At 72.9% G+C, this 23,407-nt stretch carries 23 protein-coding genes; 14 read left to right on the top strand and 9 right to left on the bottom strand.

Annotation, left to right across the window (positions count from 1 at the left end):
• Nucleotides 1-89: 89 nt before the first annotated feature.
• The 7 genes from O7626_RS12720 to O7626_RS12750 form a co-directional block, all read right to left on the bottom strand.
• Nucleotides 90-320, bottom strand: coding sequence for a ferredoxin (locus O7626_RS12720; protein WP_278061378.1), 231 nt, complete (start codon nucleotides 318-320; stop codon nucleotides 90-92).
• Nucleotides 317-1,522, bottom strand: coding sequence for a cytochrome P450 (locus O7626_RS12725; RefSeq protein WP_278061379.1), 1,206 nt, complete (start codon nucleotides 1,520-1,522; stop codon nucleotides 317-319). Before O7626_RS12725 ends, O7626_RS12720 begins: the two co-directional genes overlap by 4 nt.
• Nucleotides 1,523-1,744: 222 nt before the next feature.
• Nucleotides 1,745-2,389 (bottom strand): response regulator transcription factor, encoded by a 645-nt coding sequence (locus tag O7626_RS12730; RefSeq protein WP_278061380.1) that lies wholly within the window; start codon nucleotides 2,387-2,389, stop codon nucleotides 1,745-1,747.
• Complete coding sequence (locus O7626_RS12735; protein ID WP_278061381.1) at nucleotides 2,341-3,660, bottom strand: sensor histidine kinase; 1,320 nt, start codon at nucleotides 3,658-3,660, stop codon at nucleotides 2,341-2,343. The genes O7626_RS12730 and O7626_RS12735 overlap by 49 nt, the downstream gene beginning before the upstream one ends.
• Nucleotides 3,661-3,883: 223 nt before the next feature.
• Nucleotides 3,884-4,723, bottom strand: a complete 840-nt coding sequence (locus O7626_RS12740; protein WP_278066138.1) for a TrmH family RNA methyltransferase — start codon at nucleotides 4,721-4,723, stop codon at nucleotides 3,884-3,886.
• Between the two features lie 304 nt (nucleotides 4,724-5,027).
• Nucleotides 5,028-7,109, bottom strand: a complete 2,082-nt coding sequence (locus O7626_RS12745) for an arabinofuranosyltransferase (RefSeq protein WP_278061382.1) — start codon at nucleotides 7,107-7,109, stop codon at nucleotides 5,028-5,030.
• Between the two features lie 215 nt (nucleotides 7,110-7,324).
• The gene (locus O7626_RS12750; RefSeq protein WP_278061383.1) at nucleotides 7,325-7,711 is read right to left on the bottom strand and encodes a DUF1992 domain-containing protein; all 387 of its coding nucleotides are present in this window, start codon (nucleotides 7,709-7,711) and stop codon (nucleotides 7,325-7,327) included.
• A 193-nt stretch (nucleotides 7,712-7,904) separates the two neighbouring features.
• On the opposite strand from O7626_RS12750, the gene O7626_RS12755 reads away from it, so the two are divergent.
• Both O7626_RS12755 and O7626_RS12760 read left to right on the top strand, forming a co-directional pair.
• Nucleotides 7,905-9,092 carry a metallophosphoesterase gene (locus tag O7626_RS12755; RefSeq protein WP_278061384.1) on the top strand — a complete coding sequence of 396 codons (1,188 nt, stop codon included), beginning with the start codon at nucleotides 7,905-7,907 and terminating at the stop codon, nucleotides 9,090-9,092.
• 251 nt (nucleotides 9,093-9,343) lie between these two features.
• Nucleotides 9,344-10,480 (top strand): hypothetical protein, encoded by a 1,137-nt coding sequence (locus O7626_RS12760; protein WP_278061385.1) that lies wholly within the window; start codon nucleotides 9,344-9,346, stop codon nucleotides 10,478-10,480.
• 67 nt (nucleotides 10,481-10,547) lie between these two features.
• Here O7626_RS12760 and O7626_RS12765 read toward each other — a convergent pair whose 3' ends face one another.
• Complete coding sequence (locus tag O7626_RS12765) at nucleotides 10,548-11,255, bottom strand: GntR family transcriptional regulator (RefSeq protein WP_278061386.1); 708 nt, start codon at nucleotides 11,253-11,255, stop codon at nucleotides 10,548-10,550.
• Between the two features lie 146 nt (nucleotides 11,256-11,401).
• Here O7626_RS12765 and O7626_RS12770 point away from each other — a divergent pair, with 146 nt between their 5' ends.
• From O7626_RS12770 to O7626_RS12820, 11 genes are all read left to right on the top strand, one after another.
• Nucleotides 11,402-12,163, top strand: coding sequence for a 5-oxoprolinase subunit PxpA (locus tag O7626_RS12770; protein ID WP_278061387.1), 762 nt, complete (start codon nucleotides 11,402-11,404; stop codon nucleotides 12,161-12,163).
• A 225-nt stretch (nucleotides 12,164-12,388) separates the two neighbouring features.
• On the top strand, nucleotides 12,389-13,720 hold the full coding sequence (locus O7626_RS12775; RefSeq protein ID WP_278061388.1) for a hypothetical protein: 1,332 nt from the start codon (nucleotides 12,389-12,391) through the stop codon (nucleotides 13,718-13,720).
• Between the two features lie 155 nt (nucleotides 13,721-13,875).
• Nucleotides 13,876-15,141, top strand: a complete 1,266-nt coding sequence (locus O7626_RS12780; RefSeq protein WP_278061389.1) for an ABC transporter substrate-binding protein — start codon at nucleotides 13,876-13,878, stop codon at nucleotides 15,139-15,141.
• 34 nt (nucleotides 15,142-15,175) lie between these two features.
• Nucleotides 15,176-16,036, top strand: a complete 861-nt coding sequence (locus tag O7626_RS12785) for a branched-chain amino acid ABC transporter permease (RefSeq protein ID WP_278061390.1) — start codon at nucleotides 15,176-15,178, stop codon at nucleotides 16,034-16,036.
• The gene (locus tag O7626_RS12790; protein ID WP_278061391.1) at nucleotides 16,033-17,187 is read left to right on the top strand and encodes a branched-chain amino acid ABC transporter permease; all 1,155 of its coding nucleotides are present in this window, start codon (nucleotides 16,033-16,035) and stop codon (nucleotides 17,185-17,187) included. Before O7626_RS12785 ends, O7626_RS12790 begins: the two co-directional genes overlap by 4 nt.
• On the top strand, nucleotides 17,184-17,906 hold the full coding sequence (locus tag O7626_RS12795; protein WP_278061392.1) for an ABC transporter ATP-binding protein: 723 nt from the start codon (nucleotides 17,184-17,186) through the stop codon (nucleotides 17,904-17,906). The genes O7626_RS12790 and O7626_RS12795 overlap by 4 nt, the downstream gene beginning before the upstream one ends.
• The gene (locus tag O7626_RS12800) at nucleotides 17,907-18,608 is read left to right on the top strand and encodes an ABC transporter ATP-binding protein (protein ID WP_278061393.1); all 702 of its coding nucleotides are present in this window, start codon (nucleotides 17,907-17,909) and stop codon (nucleotides 18,606-18,608) included.
• A gap of 26 nt (nucleotides 18,609-18,634) precedes the next feature.
• On the top strand, nucleotides 18,635-19,357 hold the full coding sequence (locus O7626_RS12805) for an allophanate hydrolase subunit 1 (RefSeq protein WP_347404783.1): 723 nt from the start codon (nucleotides 18,635-18,637) through the stop codon (nucleotides 19,355-19,357).
• 22 nt (nucleotides 19,358-19,379) lie between these two features.
• Nucleotides 19,380-20,303: a biotin-dependent carboxyltransferase family protein gene (locus O7626_RS12810; RefSeq protein WP_278061394.1), complete on the top strand. Its 924-nt coding sequence runs from the start codon at nucleotides 19,380-19,382 to the stop codon at nucleotides 20,301-20,303.
• A 100-nt stretch (nucleotides 20,304-20,403) separates the two neighbouring features.
• The gene (locus O7626_RS12815; RefSeq protein WP_278061395.1) at nucleotides 20,404-20,835 is read left to right on the top strand and encodes a VOC family protein; all 432 of its coding nucleotides are present in this window, start codon (nucleotides 20,404-20,406) and stop codon (nucleotides 20,833-20,835) included.
• Nucleotides 20,836-21,040: 205 nt separating this feature from the next.
• On the top strand, nucleotides 21,041-21,787 hold the full coding sequence (locus O7626_RS12820) for a class I SAM-dependent methyltransferase (protein ID WP_278061396.1): 747 nt from the start codon (nucleotides 21,041-21,043) through the stop codon (nucleotides 21,785-21,787).
• 102 nt (nucleotides 21,788-21,889) lie between these two features.
• Here the strand turns inward: O7626_RS12820 and O7626_RS12825 are convergent, their stop codons facing one another.
• Nucleotides 21,890-22,561 (bottom strand): sulfotransferase family protein, encoded by a 672-nt coding sequence (locus O7626_RS12825; protein WP_278061397.1) that lies wholly within the window; start codon nucleotides 22,559-22,561, stop codon nucleotides 21,890-21,892.
• A gap of 221 nt (nucleotides 22,562-22,782) precedes the next feature.
• On the opposite strand from O7626_RS12825, the gene O7626_RS12830 reads away from it, so the two are divergent.
• The gene (locus O7626_RS12830; protein WP_278061398.1) at nucleotides 22,783-23,400 is read left to right on the top strand and encodes a dihydrofolate reductase family protein; all 618 of its coding nucleotides are present in this window, start codon (nucleotides 22,783-22,785) and stop codon (nucleotides 23,398-23,400) included.
• Nucleotides 23,401-23,407: the final 7 nt, after the last annotated feature.

Below are 23,407 nucleotides of genomic sequence, written 5' to 3' on the forward strand. Positions count from 1 at the left end.
GCGGCGCGACGGCGCCGCCCGGTCCAGGTTCGGGCTGACGGTCCAGGTTCGGGCTGACGGTCCAGGTTTTTCGGGCTGACAGGTCCGGGTCAGCCCTCGGGTGCGATGAGTCGCTGGTCGCTCGCGTCCCGGACCAGGATCGCCTCGACCGGGCAGGACTCGGCCGCGTCGACCACCGGATCGGCCGGGTCGACCGTCCCGGCCAGCGGGGTGGCGAGCCCGTCGACGAGCCGGAAGTGCTCCGGCGCCGTGCCGGCGCAGATGCCCGAGCCGATACAGCGTTGCGGGTCGACGCTGACCCGCCAGGCGGTGCTGCTCACCAGGTCACCGGCAGCGCGAGCGGTCCGCGCACCAGCAGGCCGCTCTTCCACGGGATCTCCGGCTCCGGCACCGCCAGCCGCAGTCCGGGCAGGCGGCCGACCAGGGTACCGATGGCCACCCGCAACTCCATCCGGGCGAGCTGCGCGCCGACGCAGTGGTGCACACCGTGACCGAAGCCGACGTGTGGATTGACCTCCCGGCCCAGGTCCAGCCGGTCCGGGTCGGCGAATACCGACTCGTCCCGGTTCGCCGAGCCGACCGCCGGCAGCACCGGTTCGCCGGCCCGGACGAGTACCCCGCCGAGCTCGATGTCCTCCGTCGCGTACCGGGGGAAGGCCGAGGCCGCCCCGAGCGGTACGTAGCGCATCAGCTCCTCGACGGCGTTCGGGATCAGCGCGGAATCGGACCGCAGCCGGGCCAGCTCGGACGGGTGCTCCAGCAGCACGTAGACGAAGTTCGGGATCTGGGTCACCGTCGTCTCGTGCCCGGCGGCCAGCAGGCCGGCGGCGAGCTGCACCAGCTCCTGCTCGGTGAGCCGGTCCTCGTTCTCGTCCCGTGCCCGCACCATCGCACCGAGCAGGTCGTCGATCGGCTCACGGCGCCGGATCGCCACCAGCTCACCGATGTAGCCCCAGAGGCTCTCCAGGTATGCCTGGATCTGCTCGGGAGGCAGCGAGGTCGTCGAGACGATCGCCTCCGACCAGGTGTGGAACTTGTCCCGATCGGCGAACGGAACGCCGAGCAGCTCGCAGATGACCTGGATCGGCAACGGGGTGGCGAAGTGCTCGACCAGGTCGATCGGGGGACCGGCCTTGACCATCTCGTCGACCAGCCCGTCGGCGATCTCCTGGGCGCGGGCGCGGAGCAGCTCCACCCGGCGTGCGGTGAAGGCCTTCGCCACCAGCCGGCGCAACCGGGTGTGGTCCGGCGGATCCATCCCGAGCATGCCCTGGTCCGGCTGCCGGGGCATGGTGCGCGGCTGGTCACGTCCGACCCCGGCGGCCCGGCTGAACCGGGCGTCGCCGAGTACGACCCGGACGTCGGCGTGGCGGGTGGCGAGCCAGGACTCCTCGCCGAACGGCAGTTGCACCCGGATCAGTGGCTCCTCGCGACGCAGCCGCGCGTACTGCGGGTGGAGGTTGAGCCGGTCGGGGGCGGCGAACGGGTACGGGTGGGCGGTCACCTGCCGGCTGTCCGTCATCTCGGATCCCTCCGTCGAGCGGGCACGGTCGGCGCGACGGTCCGTGACGATCGGCTTGACCATTGGTGATCGGTGCGACCGGACCCTTGGCGCCGGGTAAGGCACTGATGGCGGATAGTAGCGAACTACACTGATCAATTCCATCGGTCACAGTGGAGGGTGCCCCTGCCGACGGCCGATCCGGTCCCGCCGACGGCCAGTCCAGTTCCGCCGACGGCCAATTCAGGCGTTCAGGTATGCCAGCACGGCCAGTACCCGCCGGTTGTCGTCCTCCGACGGCGCAATGCCGAGTTTGCTGAAGATGTTGTTTATGTGCTTGCTGACCGCCTTCTCGGTGACGAAGAGCCGGCCCGCGATCGCCGCGTTCGACCGGCCCTCCGCCATCAGGCCGAGCACCTCGCGCTCCCGGGCGGTGAGCGCGTGCAGCGGTTCCTTGCCGGAGCGGTTGGTCAGCAGCTCCGCGATCACCTCCGGATCCATCACGGTGCCGCCGGCCGCCACCCGCCGCACCGCGTCGACGAACTGGCCGACGTCGGAGACCCGGTCCTTGAGCAGGTAGCCGATCGCCCCGCTCCGGTCGGCCAGCAGCTCCCGGGCGTAGAGCTGCTCCACGTGCTGGGAGAGGATCAGCACCGGCAGACCCGGAATCCGGGTACGGGCCTCGATCGCCGCCTGGAGTCCCTCGTCGGTGAAGGTCGGCGGCAGGCGTACGTCCACCACCGCCACGTCGGGCCGGTGGTCGAGCAGGGCCGGCAGCAGCGCCGGCCCGTTGTCGACCGCGGCGACGACCTCGAACTCGAACGCCCGGAACAGCCGGGTCAGGCCGTCCCTGAGCAGGGCGAGGTCCTCGGCGATGACAACTCGCACGGCAGCTCCATGGTCACGGTCGTGGGCCCGCCGGGCGGGCTGGCCACGCATATCGTGCCATCGAAGGCGGCGAGCCGTCGTTCGATGCCCCGCAGTCCGGTCCCGCCGGCCGGGTCGGCACCGCCGACACCGTCGTCGCCGACCACCATCAGCAGCCGGCCGTCGCCGTGCCGCAGCCGCAGCCAGCCACTCCGCGCCGCACTGTGCCTGGCGACGTTCGTCAGCAGCTCGGCCGCGGTGAAGTAGACCGCCGACTCCACCGGCGCCGGTGGCCGGCCCGGCAGGTCGACGTCGACCTCGACCGGCAGCGGCAGCTTCAGGGCGAGCGCCCGGACCCCGCCGGCCAGCCCGCGTTCGGCGAGTACCGGCGGATGCATGCCCCGGACCAGGTCCCGCAGCTCACCGAGGGCCTGCCCGCTGGCCTGGCGGGCCTCGGCCATCAACGGTCGCGCTGCCGCCGGATCCCGGCTCATCAGCTCCTCGGCCAGCCCGATGCTCATGCTCAGCGCCACCAGCCGGGCCTGGGCCCCGTCGTGCAGGTCCCGCTCGATCCGGCGCAGCTCGGCGGCCTGCGCGTCGACGGTCCCCGCCCGGGTCTCGGTGAGCTGGCGTACCCGCTGGCGCAGCGCCGCCTTCGAGGTCGGCGACAGCAGGGCCCGGACGAATTCGGCGTGCAGCCGGTGGACCAGGTCGCCGGCCACGCCGCCGAGGGCCAGGAAGACGGCCGCCTGCGGCGCCACCAGCAGGGCCTTGCCGAAACTGTCGACCGGCCAGAGCAGGCCGTAGCCGTACCAGACGTCCAGCGCCCAGAGCAGCACCGGCACCCCGAGCAGCCCCTCCAGGCCGTAGGCCAGCAGGCAGGCCGGCAGCAGGCCGAGCACCAGCCCGACCGGGACGGACAGCAGCAGCCAGAGCAGGTCCCGCCAGGTGGCCGGGTCGGTCACCGTCCACCGGTACCGGCGCCAGATTGTCATCCGCGCCGGCTTCGGCCGGTACGGGCTGGCGACCTCCCGGCCGGTCCAGCGGCCGGCGAACCGGCGGTTGAGGTCGGCGACCCCGCGCACCGCGGCGGTCACCACCGGAAAGGCGAACACTCCCACACCCAGCACGGTGAAGCCGAGGGAGAGCACCGAGAGCACCAGCAGGACGATGTTGGCGGTCACGGAGAGCACAGCCAACAGCAGCGCCTGGCCGGCCCGGCCGAGCCGGCGCCCCAGCCACGGTGGTAGCCGGCGCCACGGCGGTGGCCGGTCGGCGGTCGCGGAGTCCATCCCGCCATTCTGGTCGACCGCCCGGCCCGGATCGGTGGTGCTACGACCACCTTCACGTCCGCCGGCCCCCTGCCCGGCACCCCGGCCCTACGCTGGCCCGGCCCCGGCCCGGCACACCCGCTCCGCCTCGGTGAACTCCATGTCGACAAGCGGCGCGGTCAGCCCGACGGCCGGCTGCCGGTCCATCCGCTCTATCGGCCCCGACCTGTCCGCCGGCCCGCTGTCACGGGCGCACGGAGGCACCGGGCGGTGCCGGCCGGCTCCGCCGCTGCCGGGCCGCCTCGTAGAGCGCGACGGTGCCGGCGGCGGCGGCGTTCAGCGAACTCGCCGAACCGGTGATCGGGATCCGCAGCATCCGATCGCAGGACTGCCGCCACGCGGCGCTGAGCCCGTGCGTCTCGTTGCCGACCAGCAGCACCGTGGGCCCGGTGAGGTCGTGCTCGGCGATTTCCACCTCGCCGGCCTCGTCGGTGCCGAGCAGCTGCACCGGCAGTCCGCCCCCGCGCAGGCTCCCGAGCCAGTCCAGCACGTCGCGGTGCGATCCGGTGCGGACCACCGGTACCGCGAACAGCGATCCGGTGCTGGCCCGGACCGCCCTCGGGTCGTACGGGTCGGCGGCGTGCCCGACCACCACCACCCCGGCGGCGCCGAAAGCGTCGGCGGAGCGGACCAGGGTGCCGATGTTGCCCGGTGCGGTCGGCCGGTCGAGGACCACCACCAGCGCGTCCGGCCCGGTCGGGATCCGCTCCAGCCGGTCCGCCGGCAGCTCCAGCACGGCGACCAGCTCCGGCTGGTCCTCCTCCTTGCCGCCGAGTTCCCGCAACAGGTCGGGGGAGACCGCCACCCGGGTGCCGGTGGTCTGGTCGAGCAGTTCGGTGGCCCACCGGGACAGCGGTACGCCGTCCGGGTGCAGCAGCGCGTGCACCGGCCAGCCCTGCCGCACCGCCAGGCTGATCGGCCGGACGCCCTGCACCAGGAACTCGCCGGCCCGCTGCCGCTTGCCGCGATTGGTCAACAGCGCCGACCACTGCTGGAAGCTGGCGTTCCGGGTGGTGACCCGCAGCGTCCGCCCCGCACCGGCGGACCGGGTCGACCCGCTCGGGCCGCTCCGACCGGTCCGACGGCCCGTACCGGACCGACCGGCCGGGTCGCCGGAGCCGTTCCGGTCGCTGGAGCCGTTCCGGTCGCTGGAGCCGGCCTGGTCACCGGAGCCGGTCCGGTTGGGTGAGTCGGTCCGCGCGGAGGTCCGGTACCGGCCGACCGGGCTCCGACCGACGCCGTCGGCACGCACCGGACGACGATACCGCCGACCGGTCCCGTCCCTGCCGGCGCGGCACCGCGACGAGCGTGTCGTCGACCGCCCTGGCCTACCGGCGCAGCACCGCCACGAGCGTGTCGTCGACCGTCGACACCTCGAAGTGCTCCGGCCCGACCAGCCTGCTCGGGAAGCTGATCTCCCGCCTGGTGGTGCCGAACGGGAAGGCGTCGTCCCGGAACTTGAAGACGAGCCGGTCGGCGTCGCGGTGCAGCACCAGTACGTCGATCCGGTCGTACGGGTTGTCCCGGAGCCGGCCGGCGAACTCGGCCGGGGTCGCTGCCCGGGACAACTCCGTCAGGAACTCGATCCGGTTCCTGAACTGGCCGGTCGGATGGCTGTAGTTGGCGTTCCACTGCACGAATCCGTAGTACGGGTGGAGCGCCATCAGGTCGGAGTGCCCGGTCAGTACGACCGGCCGCCCCTCGCCCCGGTACCGGGCGTCGATGATCGCGCTCAGCTCGGCCGGGGGTGACCCCCACGCCTTCGCGTCGGGGGAGTGGAAGGGCGGCAGTTGGCCGTTCGGCAGGGTCCGGTTGTGCGCGTTGTCGATCTCCGCCAGCACCACGTTGACGAACCGGTCACCGGCGAAGACGGCGAGCAGCACCGCGACGGTCGCGGCGAGCCGCCGGACGTGTTCGGCGGAGAACCTGCGGGCCGCGAGCCGGGCCACCCGGACCAGTCCGAGCGCCGCCCCGGCGAGCAGTACGACCGGCACCAGTTCGCGCATCCGGAACGACATCAGCGGCGTGCCGGCGACCAGGAAGAGGAAGCCCAGCACGTGCCAGGCGTACACCGCGACGAGCAGGGTCAGCAGGGCCCGGGACAGCGCCTCCCGGGCGGTCAGCACCAGGAAGACCAGGCCGAGCAGGCAGAGCGCGCCGAGCACCGACGGTTCGAGCATCGGCAGGGCGAGCTTGCCGGAGTTGAGGGTGATCCACCGGTTGTTCAGCGATTCGAAGTGTGGCCCGGTGAGGAAGTTCCAGGCCAGCGGTGCCCAGTACGGCGACGAGCCGAGGGCGGAGATACCGAGGATGCCGAGCGGCCGGCCGATCTCCCGCCAGTCGACCCGGCCCTGTCGGCGGGCCCAGGCGATCTGGAGGAGCAGGACGATCGGGATGACGAAGAAGAAGTAGTAGTAGACGGTGAACAGCACCGCGCCGATCGCGCCCAGCACCAGCGGGGACCACCGCCGCAGGCCGGGCCGGGTCAGGTCGTGCCCCACCTGGAGCCACCACGGCACGAAGGCGACCAGGACGATCCAGGCGTACGTCTCGGCGAGCCCGGGGACGATCAGCGGTACGGCGGAGACCAGTGCGGCGACCCGGGGCGGCACCACCCGGCGCCACAGCAGGTACGACACGATCGGCGTGAGGAAGCTCACCGCGACCGTGCCGTACTTGAGCATGTGCCACGGTGCCGTCCCGGCGAGGTCGGCGACCCGACCCAGCAGCCAGAAGTAGGTCGGCGCGTAGTAGGCCGGCAGGTCGCGGTAGGTGTAGTCGCCGCCCCACCAGGAGTCGGCGAACCGGGTCACCGCGGCGGTCCGGAACAACTGGTCCCCGTCCAGGGCGTACAGGTCGAACGGGGTGCCGTGCAGGCCGGTGAGGACGGTCAGCGCGCCGAGCCCGCCGAACAGTGCCGGGATCAGGTCGGCGTCCCAGGACCGCCCGCGCCGCCTGGCCCACCAGACGGCTGCCGCCGCCAGTGCGGCCACCACGATCGGGGCGGCCCGCATCCCGTACTGGACCCGCCCGGAGAACGGGCTGTACCCGGCGGCTATCCCCAGCGCCTGGATCGCCAGCACGACGACCGCCACGGCGGCGGCGAAGAGCAGCGGCCGGAGCGCCACGAGGCCACGGTGGAGCCGCGACCCGGACCGGCCGCCCCGGTCGTGGGCGGCGTCGGACGGCGTGCCGCCGCGCACCGCGTCGGGGTCGTGGTCCGGCCCGGCGCTGCCGTCGGGCCGTTCACGCCGGGCGTCGGAACCGTCCGGCCCGGCGCTGTCGTCCTGGGGCCGTTCACGCCGGGCGTCGGGACCGTCCGGCCCAATGTTCCGATGGTCTCGGTCGGCGAGGGTCGTCACCGGCTGGCCGGAGTCGCCGGCGGCCGGGTCGTCGAGGGCGCGTTCCACTGAGGCTCCAGCGACAGGAGGGGATGGGGGATGGCGAGCAGTAGAGTAGCGAGCCTTTCGACGGGTCGGGGGACGGCCGTCCCGGCTCGGCTGCGGGCGGCGTCCGGTTCGTCCGGAAGGGGGATCCTGGCCGACCTCCCACCGGGCTCCGGACGGTCCTTTGTGAACCGGAACGGCTGGCCGGTGCAATGGTCAGCTGTCCCGCCGCCGGCGGGTCAGGCGTTCCGCCGCCGGCGCCAGGTCTCGACGACCCGCTCGACGTCGAAGACCGGCAGCAGCACCGGCGGCCCGTCGACGAGGCCGCGTCGGGCCAGCACGATCCGTTCGTTGAGCGCGGTCACCACGTCCCGGACGGCTGCCTCCGACGACTCCCGGTCCAGCCGCTCCGGCATTTGTTCCGCCTCCTTGCGGATCATCAGCGAGGCAGGTCCGACGCCGGTCAGGTTCTCCCGGCGTACCCAGTCCCGGATCCACCAGTTCTCGTCGTACGTGCCGCCGTGTCCGGGTAGCGGGCTGCCGGCTCCGGGGAGGTTGTCGAACTCGCCCCGCTCCTGGGCCTCGCGGATCTGCCGCTCGACCCGGGACTCGTGTCCGCTCGGCATCGATCATCCCTCCCGGCCCGTCCGCTCCGCGTACTCCGCGATCCAGTCTAAATCGGCTCCGACACCCGCCGTTGGCTGAGAGCCGGCTCAGCAACGTGGTCGATGTCGCCCGGCCCGTGCCATGCTGCACCCACCGGGGCGCCGGACCTCGCCCCCCGGCCCCGGAGCGCAGCCGACGAAGGAGTCCCCGCCCGTGTCAGCCAGCGAAACCGCTTCCGCGGTACCGGTCGCGCCCGCCCGGCGGCTGCTGCGACCACTGCTTTTCGGCCTGACCCTGACCGCCGTGCTGGCGCTGCTCTTCGGCGTACCCTGGTGGACCCTGCTCGCTGCGGGCGCGCACTGGCCCACCCCGGTCTTCGCCGGTGGCACGACCCTGTTCGCGATGGCCCTCGCCACGTTCCCGGTGTTGATGTACCTCGGGCACGGCCGGGGCCGGGACTGGGCGGCCCGGACCGGCGACACGCTGTTGGGCGTGGTCTGGGTGCTCTTCGCCTGGGCGCTGCTCGGCAACGTCCTGCGGGCCGGGCTGGCGGTCGGCGGCGTCGCCGATCCGGCCCGCTCGCGGATCACCGCCGCCGTGGTCGCGGTCGTCTCGGTGGTCCTGCTGGTCTGGGGGTACGTCGAGGCGATGCGGCTGCCCCGGGTCCGCCGGGTCGAGGTGCCGATCGGTCGGCTCGGTCCCGGGCTGGACGGCCTGCGGATCGCCCTGCTCACCGACACCCACTACGGGCCGATCGACCGGGCCGGGTGGTCGGCCCGGGTCGTGGCGGCGGTCAACGACCTCGACGCCGACATCGTCTGCCACACCGGTGACATCGCCGACGGCACCGTCGGGCAACGGCGTGCCCAGGCGGCGCCGCTGGGCGAGGTGCGGGCCCGGCTCGCCCGGGCGTACGTGACCGGCAACCACGAGTACTTCGCCGAGGCGCAGGGCTGGCTCGACCACATGCGTGAACTCGGCTGGGAGCCGTTGCACAACCGGCATCTGGTGGTCGAGCGGAACGGGTCCCGCCTGGTACTCGCCGGGGTCGACGACGCGACCGCCGGGGCGTCCGGCCGTCCCGGGCACCGCCCCGACCACGCCGCCGCGCTGGCCGGTGCCGACCCGGAGCTGCCGGTGGTGCTCCTGGCGCACCAGCCGAAGCAGGTCGGTGCGGCGGTCGCGCACGGCGTCGACCTGCAACTGTCCGGGCACACCCACGGCGGGCAGATTTGGCCGTTCAACTTCCTGGTCCGGCTCGACCAGCCGACGGTGCGGGGGTTGACCCGGCACGGCGAGCGGACCCGGCTCTACACGAGTGCCGGCACCGGCTTCTGGGGGCCGCCGTTCCGGGTTTTCGCGCCGAGCGAGATCACCCTGCTGACCCTGCGTCGCGGGTAGCTGCCCGCGAGCTGTCGGTGCGCCGGGCCTCGGCGGCAGGTGGACGTGCCGGCGGGGCGGGCGGGTTCCGCCTGCTCGCCAGCCGATCCGCCCGCCCCTGACCAGCGGCACGCCGGGAGGATGGTCGATTTGCCCGGACATTGATGCTGGTATATTTTTCCTGGCAGGATCCGGCCGAATTCGGACGGACCCGGCGGAGGGGAGCGCACATGTCCGGATCCGGCACATCCACCCTACGGCGGGGACTCTCCGTGATCGCAGCGGCGATGCTCTGTGCCTGGACCGTCGCGCCGCCGGCCTCGGCCACCGCACGGGCGCTCCCGGCCGATCCGGCCCGCTCGGCGGTTTCCGACGCCGCGCCCGGCCTGTACGCCGGTGGCACCTTCACCCGGGCCGGTGGGGTCGCCGTCGACCGCCTCGCCAGCTGGAACGGCGCCGCCTGGTCCGGGCTGGCCGGGGCGTCGGGCGGCGGACCGGACGGCTCGGTCACCGCTCTCGTCGTCTACCAGGGCGACCTGATCGCCGGCGGCAGCTTCCTCAACGCCGGCGGGGTACGCGTCAACGGCATCGCCCGCTGGGACGGCACCGCCTGGGCGCCGTTGACCGGATCGTCCGGTACCGGAGTGATGACCAACCCCCTCGACTTCGTCGACGCGCTGACGGTCTTCGACGGGGACCTGATCGTCGGCGGGCAGTTCCTCCGGGCCGGGGGAGTGACGGTCAACCACATCGCCCGGTGGGACGGCACCGAGTGGTGGCCGCTGACCGGTCCCGCCGGCACCGGCGTGGACGTACCGTCGGTCTGGGACCTGGCCGTGCACGACGGCGCGCTGGTCGTCGGCGGCGGCTTCAGCCAGGCCGGCGGTACGGCCGCCAACCGGATCGCCCGGTGGACCGGCAGCGCCTGGTCGACCCTCGGCACCGGCTTCAACGGCGACGTGCTGGCGCTCACCGTCTTCGACGGCGCGCTGGTGGCCACCGGCGGGTTCACCCAGGCCGGCGGGACCGCTGCCGGCTACCTGGCCCGGTGGACCGGGAACGCCTGGGCTGCGCTCGGTGCGGGGCTGAACGCCGAAGGGCGGGCCCTCGCCGTCTTCGGCACGGCGCTGGTGGTCGGCGGCACGTTCACCCGGGCGGGCGGGGCGGCCGCGAACTACGTCGCCCGGTGGGACGGTTCCGGCTGGTCCGCGCTGGGGTCCGGCACCGAGGACATCGTGCTGGCGCTGAGCGTCCACAACGGACGATTGATCGCCGGTGGCTTCTTCGCCGGGGCCGGTGGGGTGGCAGTGAACCACGTGGCCGGCTGGAACGGCAGCGCCTGGGCGGCTCTTGGCGGCGCGTCCGGCACCGGCACCGACGCCGGGGTGTACACCCTGCACACCGTCTGACGCGGGGTCCGGGTCGCGGCGCTGTCGCGCGCCTGGCTGCGAGAGCCGCCGCCGGACGAGAGCCTGGTCAGCGGGGCGCGGGCACGCCCTCCGGCACCCGCTCGGCGTACGCCTCGACCAGTTGCCGCTCGGCGGTCCGCAGGTAGTCGTCGAGCACCGCGTGCGCCCGTTCCACCTCGCCGCCCCGGATCAGTGCCAGCAGCTCCCGGTGCCGCACCAGGTAGGGCTGATGGAAGGTCTGCGGTGCGGCCATCACGTGGAACGCCAGGCGGATCTCGGCCAGCGCCTGCCGCATGATCTCCTCGATCCGGGGGCTGCCGGCCAGCCCGGCGATGGCCTGGTGGAACTGCATGTTGGCGGTGCCGACGTCGAACCACCGCTGCTCCGCCGCCGCCTGCTCGCCCTCGACCAGGGCGGCCTCGAGCGCGTCCAGCGCCTCGCCGGAACTGTGTCGGGCGTTGCCGACGGCCGCGCACTCCAGCACCCGGCGTACCCGGTAGATGTCGATCACGTCCTGCACGTCGAGCACCCGGACAAAGACGCCCCGGTTGAGTTCGTGCACGACGAGCCGCTCGTGCATCAGCAGCCGGAACGACTCCCGCAGCGTGTTGCGGGAGACGCCGAGCGCCGCCCCGATCATCTCCTCGGAGAGCCGGGTGCCGGGCAGCAGCGCTCCCTCGGTGATCCGTGCCCGCAGGATCTCCGCCACCCGTTGCGCGGTACTCGCCCGGGTGATCAACGAGCGGTCGTCCTGGAGCTTCGCCAGCCACGTCACGCGGTCATTGTCCTTCATGCCGTCGGGCCCACAATCGTGCGAAGGTGCATGCTACGACGAGGTTACAAGTCAACATGACCATTGACGGATTGTTCAACAGTCTGCCAACCTAAATCGACGGCGTTCACCGCAGTCCAGGAGGTGCCATGACGGTCATCCTCGATCTGAACAGCGACCTCGGCGAAGGCTTCGGGGTCTGGCAGCTGGGCGACGACATGGCCCTGCTCTCCGTCGTGACCAGTGCCAACGTCGCCTGCGGCTTCCACGGCGGCGACCCGACGATCATGCGTCGGGTCTGCGCCGAGGCGATCAGCCGGGACGTCTCCATTGGCGCCCACGTCGGCTACCGGGACCTGGCCGGCTTCGGCCGCCGGGCCATGGACATCGAACCCGACCGGCTCTCCGACGACGTGCTCTACCAGCTCGCCGCGCTGGACGGCATCGCCCGCAGCGAGGGCGGACGGGTCCGGTACGTCAAGCCGCACGGCGCGCTCTACAACCGCACCGTCACCGACCAGGCCCAGGCCGCCGCGGTGGTCACCGCCGCCTCCGCGTACGACCCGAGCCTGCCGATCCTCGGGCTGCCCGGCTCGCAACTGCTGCGCCAGGCCGCCGAGGTGGGACTGAAGACGGTCCGGGAGGCGTTCGCCGACCGGGGTTACCGGGCCGACGGCAGCCTGGCCAGCCGAGGCAGCCCCGACGCGCTGGTCACCGATCCGGAGGCGGTCGCCCGGCGCTGCGTGAAGATGGCCACCACCGGACAGGTGACAGCCGTCGACGGTGCCCCGGTGTCGGTGCGGGCCCGGTCGATCTGTGTGCACGGCGACACCCCGGGCGCGGTCGAGCTGGCCCGCCAGGTGCGCACCGCGTTGCAGGACGCGGGCGTCACCCTCGCCTCGTTCGTCTGACCTGCTGGCACCGCCAGCAGCACCGGACCCGCTGGACCGGTGCCCGTCGACCCGGCTGCCACCGTAGCGACGGGCACCGGCTCCCGCACCCGAACGCGCAGCCCGCTGCCACGGGCGGCCCGCCACAACCCCACGCACCGGCTCCGTACCTCCGCCTCGAGCCGCCAGACGCGGAACCGGTGCGCTACCGAGGAAAGGCAGAAGATCACCTTGGATGTGCAGAAGTTGACCGAGAGTGTACGTGGCCGACTGAGGCTGCTCACCGCCGCCGGCATCGGCGCGGCCCTGCTGGCCGCCCCGGGCGCTGCCGGGGCGCAGCCGGCCGGGGCCGCCACCGCCGCCGGGGACTGCTACGACCGCGGCCGCCCGTCGACCTACGAGGAGACCCGGATCGACACCCCCGCCCAGCCGGGCGGGGTGCAGGTGCCGACCACGCTGATCGAGGTCGGCGGCTTCACCCCGTTCGTCACCCGGTTCACCGCCGAGCTGTGCCAGGTGCGGTCGACCGGTGACGCCGACCGGCTGCTCAAGGCGCGCGGCGCCGAGCTGTGGCGTACCGCCGTCGAGCGGGCCCAGGGCAAGCGTTGGATGGGCAGCATCGAACGGTACGACGACCGCCCGCTCTACTGGTCGCGGCTGACCGCCACCCGGGACCTGCGACAGTGGACGCCCCCGTTCCGGCTCACCGACAGCGCTCGGGCGGCCCTGCTGAAGACCTTCGAGTACGCCTCCCGGGGCATCTCCGCCACCGACTTCTCCGCCGGCCGTACGGTGACCCGGGTGCTGGTCAGCGGCTTCGACCCGTACCAGCTGAACGGGGAGATCCGCCGGTCGAACCCGTCGGGCGCGTCGGCGCTGCAACTCGACGGGCAGGAGTACCGGGTCGGCGACCGGCTGGTGCAGATCCAGGCGGTGTCGCTGCCGGTGACCTGGAGCGGCTTCGACCTCGGCTACGTCGAGGACGCCTTCGGACCGCACCTGACCCGGAACAGCCGGGAACGCGCCGACCTGATCATGACGATCAGCCAGGGCGGCCGGGCCCGGATGGCCGTCGAGCAGTGGGCCGGCGCCTGGCGCGGCGGCAGCCCGGACAACAACAACGAGGGCACCGCCGAACTGGTCCCCCAGGTCACGAACTGGCCGCAGCCGGAAACCGACCCGGAGTTCATCGAGACCACCCTGCCGTACCAGCAGATGATCGACGCCGGCACGACGCCGTGGCCGACGGCGCTCAACCCGCGCATCTGCGAATGGACCGGCAACACCCGGCCGGACCCGACCAGGGTCTCCTGCCACGACAACGGCCCTTCCCCGGACGCGCAGGCCCAGGCGGGTGGGGGCGGCAACTACCTCTCCAACGAGAGCATGTACCGGTCGAACCGGCTCCGGCTGGCCCTCGGCGCCACCGACGTTCCCGGCGGGCACCTGCACATCTCCTCGCTCGTCTATCCGCAGAACCCGCTGGACGTCATCGACCCGCCGTTCGCCGCCGACCGGGCGCAGACCATCGAGCAGACCGTCGCCCTGGTGAAGGCCGCCGGCGCGGCCGTCGCCTGAACCGCCCGCCGGGCCCGGGAGACCGGCAACTCCCGGGCCCGGCCGGGGTCGACGCCGCCGGCCCCTCGCCACCGTCTTCGCCGCAGCCCACCGTCTTCGCCGCAGCCCACCGTCTTCGCCGCAGACCATCGTCTCCGCCGTAGAAAGGCGTGACCATGCGCAGAACCACAAGCATCACGGCCGCTCTCGTCCTCGCCGCCGCGCTCGCGGGTTGCGGAGGATCCGACGGTGCCGGCAGCACCGACGAGGTGAAACTCGCCGGACTCTGGCCGCTCAGCGGCCCGAACGCCACCCAGGGCACCGACGTGCTGCACGGCGCCGAACTCGCCGTGGACGTCGTCAACAACGACCACCCCGGGCTGGACCTGCCGCTCGGCCCCGGCCGGGGACTGCCGGGACTGGGCGGCGCCCCGGTCAAACTGATCACCGGCGACACCCAGGGCAAGCCCGAGGTGGGTGCCGGCGAGGTGGACCGGCTGGTCACCGGCGAGAAGGTCGCCGCGGTGATCGGCTCGTACCAGTCCGGGGTGACGCTCACCGCCAGCCAGCGCGCCGAGCGGCTCGGCGTACCGTTCGTCAACGAGGCCTCCTCGTCGGTGGCGCTGACCGAGCGCGGCCTCAAGTGGTTCTTCCGGACCGGGCCGACCGACGAGACCTTCGCCCGGTCGATGTTCGACTACCTCCGGGCCCGGCAGGCGGCCGGCGCCCAGATCCGCTCGGTCGGCGTCTTCCACAGCAACGACCAGTTCGGCAACGACGGCGCCGGGGTTACCGAGAAGGTCGCCGCCGAGGCCGGGCTGCCGGTCACCGTCAACGTCGGCTTCGACCCCACCGCCGCCGACCTCGGCTCCCAGGTGGCGCAGGTACGCGGCAGGAACCCGGACGTGCTCTTCGTGCTCGCCTACACCGACGCGGCCATCAAGCTGATGAAGACGCTGGACCAGTTGGACTACTACCCGCCGGCGCTGCTCGCCTACGGCACCGGGTTCGCCGATCCCGCCTTCGCCACCGGGCTCGGCGCGCTGGCCGACGGGGCGTCGACCCGGGCGGCCTGGTCCGGTGAGATCGCCGCGAAGCGGCCGGCCGCGAAGACCGTCGCCGACCTCTTCCAGCAGCGCTACGGCGCACCGATGACCGAGAACTCGGCGCGGGCCTTCACCGCCGTACTCGCCCTGGCCCAGGCGATCGACACTGCGAAGTCGGTCGAACCGGCGAAGATCAGGGACGCGTTGCGCGGGCTGGACATCCCGGGCGAAAAGACGATCATGCCGTGGACCGGGATCAGCTTCGACGACAAGGGACAGAACACCGGCGCGGCCGGGGTGGTCGAGCAGATGATCGACGGCAGGTACCGGGTGGTCCACCCGGCCGACCTGGCCACGGTGGCGCCGGTCTGGCCGATGGACAGGGCCCGGCGGTGAACCGGCGGACCGGAGCACCCGGCAGGGAGACGCCATGACCGACCTGCTCCAGTCGGTGGTCAACGGCCTGCTGATCGGCGCCGTCTTCGCGCTGGTCGCGGTCGGGCTGACGCTCATCTACGGCGTGATGGACATCGTCAACTTCGCACACGGCGAGATGGTCATGCTCGGCATGTACACCTCCTTCTTCGCCTGGTCGCTGCTCGGCCTCGACCCGCTGCTGTCGATCCCGCTCGCCGGGGTCTCGATCGCGCTCACCGGCGCGCTGATGTACGTCGGCGCGGTCGGCCGGGTGCTCGGCAGGTCCCCGCTGGCCCAGGTGATCGTCACCTTCGGACTCCAGGTGTTCCTGCGCGGGCTGGCACAGTTCCTCTGGACCCCGAACACCCGGACCGTGCCCCGGCCCTGGGCCGCCGGGCTGCGCTGGGAGATCGGCCCGGTGGTGGTCGGCGGACCGCAGGTCGTGATGGCGGCCGGCGCACTGCTGGCCACCGGCGCGGTCGCGTACTTCATGAACCGGACCCGCCTCGGTGGCGCCGTACGGGCCGCCGGGGAGGACCCGGCGGCGGCGTCGCTGATGGGCATCGACCCCCGCAAGATGTACGCGCTCTGCTGGGTGATCGCCGGCCTGGCCACCGGCGTCGCCGGGGCGCTGCTGATGAACTCCTACTCCGCCGCGCCGACCGCCGGGGTCAGCTTCGTGCTGATGGCCTTCGTGGTGGTCGCGTTCGGCGGCTTCGGCAGCATCACCGGGGCGGCCCTGGCCGGCCTGCTCGTCGGAGTCGCCCAGGGCGTCGTCGGGCTGTACGCCCCGAGCTACACCCTGGCCGCCGCGCTCGCCCTCTATCTGGTGGTCGTCCTGGTGCGACCGCAGGGACTCCTGGGGACCCGATGACCGGACACGATCAAGCTGGGGCGACGAGCGCCCTGACCCTGCCACGCCGGCCGGCACCGACCCGGCCCGGCACTCCGCCGGCCCGTCGACTGCCGGCGTTCAGCACCGCCGCGTTGATCCTGGCGGTGCTGGCCGCCTATCCGCTGGTCTTCACCGGCTCGGCGGCACACAACATCGGCATCCTGGCGTTGACCTTCGGGATCGCGGCCACCGGTTGGAACCTGCTCGGCGGCTACACCGGGCAGATCTCCTTCGGGCACGCGCTCTACTTCGGCACCGGCGCCTACACCACCGCGCTGCTGGTCCGGCAGGGCTGGTCGCCGTGGCTGGCGATCGCGCTCTCGCTGCCACTGGCCGCGCTGCTGGCCGCCGCCGTCGGCTGGCCGTGCTTCCGGCTGCGGCACCACTACTACTCGATCGCCACGATCGCGGTCGCCGAGATCGTCTTCATCCTGGTCACCAACCTGCCCGGACTCGGCCAGGCGAACGGCTGGGAGTTGCCGGTGGTCGAGCCCTCGCTGGCCAACCTCCAGTTCTCGCTGCTGGACAAGCGACCGTACTACTACGTCGCGCTCGGCTTCTTCGGCCTCGCCGCGCTGGCGGTCTGGGCGTTCCTGCGCGGCCGGGCCGGCAACTACGTCCGGGCGATCCGGGACGACCAGGAGGCCGCGGCGGCGGTCGGCATCGACGTACACCGTTACAAGCTCGCCGCCGCCGCGCTCTCCGGCGCGATCACCGCGCTGGCCGGCGGCTACTACGTGATGTACGTGCTCTTCGTCGACCCGCCCTCCGGGCTCGGCCTCGACCTGTCGGTGTCGTTCACCCTGATGGCGGTGCTCGGTGGGGTCGGCCGGTTCTGGGGGCCGCTGCTCGGCGCCTGGGTGCTGGTCTTCGTCCAGGACGCCACCCGGCAGGAGTTCTCCGGCAGCGGCCGCTCGATCGACCTGCTGCTCTACGGCGCACTGATCGTGCTGATCTCGATCACCGAGCCGGGCGGCCTGCTCGCCATCGGGCAGCGGCTCTGGGCCCCGGTCGCCCGGCGGCTGGGCCGCGGCCGACCGGCCGAAGACGGCTCGGGACCGCCCGGAGCGACCGCGGGACCGCGGGACGATGCCCCGGGGCCGGCCGGATCTGCTGAGGTGGAGCGATGACCGGGACGCTGCTGAGGATCGACAACCTCTCCTGCCGGTTCGGCGGCCTCTGGGCCAACCGCGACGTCAGTTTCGAGGTGGCACCGGGGGCGATCGTCGGGCTGATCGGGCCGAACGGCGCCGGCAAGAGCACGCTCTTCTCGATGGTGGCCGGCGCCCAGCGTCCCACCTCCGGTCGGTTGGAGTTCGACGGCCGGGACGTCACCGGCTGGGCACCGCACCGCGCCGCCCGGGCCGGCGTGGGGCGCACCTTCCAGCTGATGCGGGTCTTCGGCTCGATGAGCGTGCTGGAGAACCTCAGCACGGCGGCCTTCGCCCGGCACCCCCGGCTCCGGGACGCCCGACGGCGGGCCGGCGAGGTCGCCGAGCTGACCGGACTCGGCCCGGTCCTGGACGCACCGGCCGCGTCGCTCACCGCCGCCTGGAAGAAGCGTCTGGAGATGGGGCGGGCGCTGGCAACCGGGCCGAAACTGCTGCTGCTCGACGAGGTGCTCTCCGGGCTGACGCCGACCGAGGCGCGCGAGGCGGTCGAGATCGTCCGCACCATCAACCGGAACGGCGTCACCATCCTGATGGTGGAACACGTGATGGAGGTAATCATGCCGCTCTGCCACCGGGTGGTGGTGCTGCACTACGGGCAGAAGATCAGCGAGGGTACACCGGAGCAGGTCGCGCACGATCCGGCGGTGGTCGAGGCGTACCTGGGGAAGGCGTTGTAGATGCTGACCGTTCGGGATCTCCACGTGGACTACGCCGGTGTCGTCGCGCTGCGCGGCGTCGACCTGCGGGTCGAGGCGGGCGAACTGGTGGCGCTGGTCGGCGCGAACGGGGCCGGCAAGAGCACCCTGCTGGCGGCCGTCTCCGGGCTGCACCGGCCGGTACGCGGCACGGTGACCTTCCTCGACGAGGAGGTGAGCGGGCTGCCGGCGTACCGGATCGCCCGCCGGGGTGCGGTGCTGGTGCCGGAGGGGCGGCGGCTCTTCGGCCACCAGACGGTGTCGCAGAACCTGCTGCTCGGCGGCTACCACAGCAGCGCCGCCGAGCGGGAGAGCGACCTGGCCCGGGTCTACGACCTCTTCCCGGTGCTGGCCGAGCGCTCCGGCCAGCGCGCCGGTACGCTCTCCGGCGGCGAGCAGCAGATGGTGGCGCTCGGCCGGGCGCTGATGAGCCGGCCGAAGCTGCTGATGCTGGACGAGCCCTCGCTCGGCATCTCGCCGAAGTTCACCAGGATGATCTTCGAGGTGCTGGCCGAGATCCGTCGGTCCGGCACCACCATGCTGCTGGTCGAGCAGAACCTGCGGGCGGCGCTGGAGCTGGCCGACCGGGCGTACGTGTTGCAGACCGGCGAGGTGGTGATGTCCGGCCCGGCCGGCGAGCTGGCCGCCTCCGACGAGGTACGCCGCTCGTACCTCGGGCTGTGAGCGGGTACGACGGGAAGGGTGCGAGGGTGCGGATCATCCCGGTGGGGCTGCGTGCGTTGCTGCTGGAGGTCGCCGAGCCGGGGCAGACCGCCGCACTTGTCGCCGAACTGCACCGGCGGCGGGACCGGGGCGAACTCGGTGGCGCGCGGGATGTCGTACCCGGTGAGGTGACCGTGCTGGTCGACGGGGTGGACGATCCGGCGGCGCTGGCCGGGCGGCTCGACGGCTGGCGGCCGACCTCGGCCCGGCCCCCGGACGGGCCGCTGGTCGAGGTGCCCGTCCGCTATGACGGCGCCGACCTGGCCGAGGTGGCCCGGCACTGGGGTGTCGCGGAGCGGGAGGTGCGGCGGATCCACGGCGCTCCGGAATACCGGGTCGCGTTCTGCGGCTTCGCCCCCGGCTTCGGCTACCTGACCGGGCTGCCGGAGCGCTACCACCTGCCCCGCCGGGCGGTGCCCCGGACCCGGGTGCCGGCCGGCGCGGTGGCGCTGGCCGGCGGCTACGCCGGCATCTACCCCCGGGACTCGCCCGGCGGCTGGCAACTGGTCGGCAGCACCGACCTGGTCCTCTTCGACCCGGACCGGGACCCGGTCGCCCTGCTCACCCCCGGCACCCGGGTCCGGTTCCGGGACGTCGACCCTGACAACGCGGGCCTTCGGGACGCGGACCTTCGGGACGCGGGGCTCCGGGACGCGGGCCTTCGGGACGCGGGCCGCCGGGAGGTCGACCGCCGGGACGTCGACGGATGACCGGGCCGGGCGGGGCACCGGCGTGACCGGTGGACGCTTCGTCGAGGTCGTCCGGTCCGGCGCGCTCAGCACCGTGCAGGATCTCGGCCGGCCCGGTCACGCGCATCTCGGGGTACCGCACTCGGGCGCCCTCGACCTGCCCGCGCACCTGCTGGCGAACCGGCTGGTCGGCAACCCGCCCGGCGCGGCGACGATCGAGACGACCGTCACCGGCGTCGCGGTGCGGTTCGGCCGGGCCGGCACCGTCGCGGTCACCGGAGCCTGGGCACCGGTCACCGTGGACGGCCGGCCGGCGAGCTGGTCGGCTCCGGTGTCGGTACCGGCCGGCGCCCGCGTCGAGGTGCACCCCGCCCGGCGTGGGCTGCGCAACTATCTCGCCCTCGCCGGTGGGATCGCGGTGCCGGCGGTACTCGGCAGTCGCGCCACCGACCTGCTCTCCGGGCTCGGCCCCGCGCCACTCGCCGTCGGGGACCGGCTGCCGCTGGGAGAGGTCTCCGGGCCACCGGCCCCGGTCGACGTCGCACCGACCGGCACCCTGGTCGAGGAGCTGACCCTGCGGGTCCTGCCCGGCCCCCGGGCCGACTGGTTCACCGACGACGCGGTACGCATCCTCGGCGCCGAGTGCTACCGGGTCTCCGTGCACAGCAACCGGATCGGGGTACGCCTCGACGGCCCCGCGCTGCCCCGCCGGATCGGCGGGGAACTGCGCAGCGAGGGCGTGGTACTCGGCGCGGTGCAGGTGCCGGCGGCCGGCTCCCCGGTGGTCTTCCTGGCCGACCATCCGACCATGGGCGGCTATCCGGTGATCGGCGTGCTGCACCCCGACGACCTTCCGCAGGTCGCCCAGGCCGCTCCGGGAAGCCCGGTCCGCTTCCAGGTCGTCGAGCCCGGCCGGTGCACCGGCGCGGGTCTCGGCAGCCGCACCGGCGAGGGCCTCGGCCGGTGAACGGCCGGTGAGTCGGACGGTGAACTGGTCACGGCCCGGCAAAAAGATCATGCTTGGATGGGAGGAGCGGCCGGGAACGCCCGGCGGAGAGGAGCGAACGATGACCGTGGCCACCCGTCCCGGCTTCCACCTGGCGATCCCGGTCGACGACCTGGCCCGGGCCCGGGCCTTCTACGGCGGCGTACTCGGCCTTGCCGAGGGACGTTCGGCGGAGACCTGGGTCGACTGGGACTTCTACGGTCACCAGGTGGTGACCCACGCCGTACCGGGGATCGGCCAGGCCGACGCCGGACGCAATCCGGTGGACGGGCACGACGTACCGGTGCCGCACTTCGGGCTGATCCTCTCGGTCGACGACTTCCACGCCCTCGCGGACCGGATCCGGGCCGGCGGCGGCGAGTTCGTGATCGAGCCGTACCTGCGGTTCGCGGGTGAGCCGGGGGAGCAGTGGACGATGTTCTTCCGCGACCCCGCCGGCAACGCCCTGGAGTTCAAGGCGTTCCGTGACGAGTCCCAGATCTTCGCCCGCTGAGGCGCACTCCGCCGCCGCGCCCCGGGACGGTTCGCGGCGGTAAAACGGTGGACAGGGTAGGCCGGCCGGCCTAGCGTCGGCCGCGTCAGTGTCGATCCCGACGTGTGAAGAGGTGCATTTTATGCGTGTCGAGTCCGTTCCGACCGTCAACTCGGGACGACCACGCTGATGCCCACGACCTCTTCACACCTAAGGACTTCCAGAAGTGGACCTACCACGTAACTTCACCATCCGGGAGCGCGGCCACCGCATCCACAACCCGTTCGACAGCGGCAAGCTCGCCACCCTGGGGGCGGCACTGCGGCTGCCGCCCGGCGCCCGGCTCCTCGACCTCGCCTGCGGCTCCGGCGAGATGCTCTGCACCTGGGCCCGGGACCACCGGGTGACCGGTACCGGGGTGGACATCAGCACGGTCTTCCTTCGGCAGGCCGAGACACGGGCCGCCGAACTCGGCGTCACCGACCGGGTCGAGTTCGTGCACGGCGACGCGTCCGGCCACGTCGCCGACACCCCGGTCGACGTCGCCGCCTGTGTCGGTGCCACCTGGATCGGTGACGGGGTTCCGGGCACCGTGGCGCTGCTGCGGCGCAGCCTCCGCCCCGGCGGGATCATGCTGGTCGGCGAGCCGTACTGGCGCCGCGAGCCGACCGACCAGACGGTCGTCGAGGCGTGCCACGCGACCACCCGGGACGACTTCCTGCCGCTGCCCGAGACGCTGGAACGATTCGCCGAACTCGGCACCGACGTGGTCGAGATGGTCCTCGCCGACCAGGGCAGCTGGGACCGCTACGTCGCGGCCCAGTGGCTCAACCTGCGGCGCTGGCTCGACCGGAACCCCGACGACGAACTGCACGACGAACTGCGCGCGGAACTCGACACGGCTCCGGTACGGCACGTCAGATACCAGCGGGAGTATCTCGGCTGGGGCGTCTTCGCCCTGATGGACCGCTGAGTGCGGGCGGGTCGTGCTCCGCCCGCCCGGCGGAGCACGACCCGTCCCGGCGCATCCGCGAACCGGTGGCCGGACCCCGATCGCCGGGCGGCCGGCCAGCGGTCAGAGGTCGAGGCGTGGACCGGCCGGCTCCGCGAGCCGCTCCTGGAACGAGGCCGTCGTGTTGAGCAGCGGAAACGGCTCGGCCGGCAGGTCGACGCCGAGAAAGGCGCAGAGCGGCTCCCAGCCCTGCGCCACGTCGAACTCGAGTAGCCGGTCGGCCGGCACGGTGGCGCGTACCTCCGCGTTGTGGTCCGCGTAGACCCGCAGGGCGTGCTCCCGGTCGTCGAACCGCCCGCCGAAGGTGCCCCGCCAGACCAGCGCGTCCGTCAGCTTCGGCTGGTCCAGCAGCTCCGGGTGCTCCCGCACCGCCTCGCGCAGCCCTGGTGGCGCCGCCTCCGGGTCGATGGTCCGGGCCCGGTAGATGGTGTCGTGGACACTGTCGTACCAGCGCTGCGGGTCGCGTACCGTCAACAGCACCCTGGCCTGGGGATAGACCTCGATCAGCTCCCGCCAGAAGTACACGCTCGGCCAGTCCACGGTGCTGCGGTAGCCACCCAGCAGCCGGGACCAGTCCACCGGCCCGCCCCGGGCGGCCCGCAGCCAGTCGGCGATGCTGGCCGGCTGCGCGAACAGTTCGGCCATGTGGTGACACGGGCCGAAGCCGAGCAGTTCGAGCGCCTCCTTCGTCGACCTGGTGCCGGTACGGCCGAAGCCCACCCCGATGACCCGCAACTCGCCGCCTCCCCGTCCGTGGTCGTTCCTCCGGCCAGTCAACAGGTTCGACCGGCCGAGCGGAACAACCGCCGACCGTGATTTCCGCTCGTGTGTCCCGCGCTGTCCGTTCTCGGGGCTGCACTGCCCGCTCTCGGAGTGCGCGTCCGGGGCGGATGTCGAATGCCGTCCGGCGGCTCCGTCCGTCTTTGCCGGCACTTCACGGCACCACAGGACAGGAGATGACGATGAGCAAGGTGTTCTTCACGGTCGGTGTTTCCCTGGACGGCTACCTCGCCGGACCGAACGCCGGACCGGAGAATCCGCTCGGCGACGGCGGTAGCCGGATCCACGGGTGGGTCTACCGCACCGCGACCTTCCGGCAGCGGCTGCGGTACGGCGGCGGTGGCGGCGAGACCGGCCCCGACGACGACCGGATCCGGCAGACCTTCGAGCGGACCGGAGCGAGTGTGCTGGGCCGGCGGATGTTCGACGAGGGCGAGGTCAGCTGGCCCGAGGAGGCGCCGTTCCGGTGCCCGGTCTTCGTGGTCACCAACCGACCCCGCGAGCCATGGGTCCGCAAGGGCGGCACCACCTTCCACTTCGTCACCGACGGCATCGAGAGCGCCCTGGCGCAGGCGCGGGCGGCGGCCGGGGACCGGGACGTACGGATCTCCGGTGGTGCCAACCTGATCCAGCAGTACCTGGCGGCCGGGCTGGTCGACGAGTTCGACATCGACCTGGCACCGGTACTGCTCGGTGGGGGCGTGCGGCTCTTCGACGGCATCCCCGGAGCTGCCGGGCTGCGGGTCGAGGCCGCCGAACGGGTCGCCCACCTGAGCTACCGGCTTGCCAACTGACCGGCAC

Source organism: Micromonospora sp. WMMD1102 (genome assembly GCF_029626265.1).
GTDB lineage: Bacteria > Actinomycetota > Actinomycetes > Mycobacteriales > Micromonosporaceae > Plantactinospora.